Annotated in this window: 3 protein-coding genes; 1 reads left to right on the forward strand and 2 read right to left on the reverse strand. The window is 74.7% G+C overall.

The annotated features are described in order from the left end of the window. Positions 1-419, reverse strand: a 419-nt coding sequence (locus tag H5J29_RS29635; RefSeq protein ID WP_312858470.1) for an amidase family protein, incomplete at its 3' end; no start/stop codon positions are given. A 10-nt stretch (positions 420-429) separates the two neighbouring features. Further along, a complete protein-coding gene (locus tag H5J29_RS29640) occupies positions 430-1,647 on the reverse strand; it encodes a M20 metallopeptidase family protein (protein ID WP_181784269.1) in 1,218 nt (405 codons plus the stop codon). A gap of 78 nt (positions 1,648-1,725) precedes the next feature. Between H5J29_RS29640 and H5J29_RS29645 the strand changes: the two genes are divergently transcribed. Beyond that, entirely contained in the window at positions 1,726-2,241 is a 516-nt protein-coding gene (locus H5J29_RS29645; RefSeq protein WP_181784270.1) for a tRNA adenosine deaminase-associated protein, read from the forward strand. The last annotated feature ends 58 nt before the right edge of the window (positions 2,242-2,299 follow it).

Below are 2,299 nucleotides of genomic sequence, written 5' to 3' on the forward strand. Positions count from 1 at the left end.
GGGTCGTGCGGGTTGTGCACCGGGCCGGTCGCCGAGACGTCGCCGGTGGGGCCGTAGGCGAACTCGTGCGTGGCGAGCTTGGCGACGATCACCGCGCCCGCCTCGCGCAGCCTGGTGACCACGGGGCCCTCGCTCGCCGCAGGCGTGCCCGGCAGGACGTCCGAGCCCGCGCGGGTGGGCAGCCCGACGACGTCGAACAGGTCCTTCACCCCCACGGCGACCCCGTGCAGCGGCCCGCGCCACTCGTGCCGGGCCAGCTCCGCGGCCCGCTCCTCGGCGACGGCGAGCGCGCCCTCGTCGAGCGCCACGACGGCGTTCAACGGGTCCGCGGCGAGCCTGTCCAGCGTGTCCCGGACGTGCTCGACGGGGGACAGCTCCCCGGAGCGGAGGGCCAGGGAGAGATCGCGCAGGCTCGTCACGCCCCTGATCTCACCTCATCCCCAGCGCGGCGTAGAGGGCCACCCCGGCCGGCATCGCGGACTCGTCGAACCGCACGCGGTTGGAGTGGTTCGGCGCGGCCTCGTGCGGGGCGGTCCCGGGCGGGCAGGCGCCGAGGAAGGCGAGCGCGCCGGGGACCTTCTCCAGGACGTAGGCGAAGTCCTCGGCGCCCATGATCGGCGTCGGCATGGTGCACACCCGGGTGTCCCCGAGGAGTCGTCGCCCCACGTCCGCGAGCCGGGCCGTGGCCGCCGGGTCGTTCACGGTGACGGGGTAGCCGCGCTCGACCTCCACGACGGCCGTGCAGCCGTGAGCCAGGGCGGTGTGCGTGCAGACCCGCTCGATCTCGGTCCGGACGGCGCGCCGGACCGGCTCCGACATCGTGCGCAGGGTGCCGACCAGCTCGGCCGTCTCGGGGATGACGTTGTCCGTGGTCCCGGCGGTGATCCGGCTGACGGTCAGCACGGTGGGGTCGTGGGTGTCGACCCGCCGGGTGATCATCGTCTGCAGTGCGCCGACCATCGCCGCGGCCGCCGGGACGGGGTCCACGGCGTGGTGCGGCGCCGAGGCGTGCCCGCCCCGCCCGGTCACGGTGACCCGCAGGACGTCCGCGGCCGCCATGATCGGGCCCGGTCGGGTGTGCAGCTCGCCGGACTGCATCGTGGCGCTGACGTGCAGCGCGAACGCCTCGTCCGGCCGTCCGCCGGGGCCGTGCCGGTCCAGCAGACCCTCGTCGATCATGTGCCGGGCGCCGTGGTGGCCCTCCTCGCCGGGCTGGAACATCAGGACCACCCGCCCGGGCAGCTCGGCCCGGCGTTCGCAGAGCAGTCGGGCGGCGGAGGCGAGCATCGCGACGTGCAGGTCGTGACCGCACGCGTGCATCGTGCCGGGGGTCGCGGAGCCGAAGTCCGTCCCGGACTCCTCCTGCAGGGGCAGGGCGTCCATGTCCGCGCGCAGCAGGGTGGTCCGGCCGGGGCGGCCCCCGTCGAGCACCGCGACGACGGACGTGACGTCTCGACCCAGGTGGATCCGCAACGGGAGGTCCGCCAGCTCGGCCAGTACGGCGTCTCGCGTGTGCGGCAGCCGGAGGCCGACCTCGGGGTGCCGATGGAGCAGCCTGCGGAGCGCGACGGTGCGTGGCTGCAGCGCTCGGGCGGCCCCGAGCAGGGCGGCGGGGGCGCTCGTCGCACCGGAACGCAGGTCGCGCATCCCCCGATCCTGTCACCGTGGCGACAAACACCCGAATTGTGGTTTGTACCACAGTGGAAACCGGCCTACCGTGTGTCCATGCCTGTGCAGAGCGTGGAGGCCCCCGCCGAGGTGAGGGGCACGTCCCTGCCCGGGTTCGCGGTCGCCGCGATCCGTGAGGACGGGCGGTGGCGGTGTGTCCGGCTGGACCCGGAGGCACTCGTCGACCTGGACGCCGCCATCACCGAGCTGCGGGGGCTGCGCTCCACCGGCGCGGTCGTGGGCCTGCTCGACGTGGACGACGAGTTCTTCGTGCTGCTCCGGCCGACCCCCGGCGGGGTCGCGCTGATGATGTCCGACGCGGCGGCGGCCCTGGACTATGACGTGGCCGCGGACGTGCTCGACCTGCTGCGCGTGGAGCTCCCGCCGGACGAGGACGCACTCGACGACGACCCGTGGCCCGAGGGCGACCTCGCGATCCTGGCCGACCTCGGGCTGTCCGCGGACGAGCTGGGCGTGCTGGCGACCGAGTTCGAGCTGTACCCGGACGAGCAGCTGGCCACGATCGGGCGGCGCTGCGGGTTCGGTGAGGAGCTGGCGAAGCTCGTCGGATAATCGCCGGGTGCAGCCCACGCCGTCCGACGCCGCGTTGGTGGGCCGCGCCCTCGCCGTG

This window comes from Pseudonocardia pini, assembly GCF_013870575.1.
GTDB lineage: Bacteria > Actinomycetota > Actinomycetes > Mycobacteriales > Pseudonocardiaceae > Pseudonocardia > Pseudonocardia pini.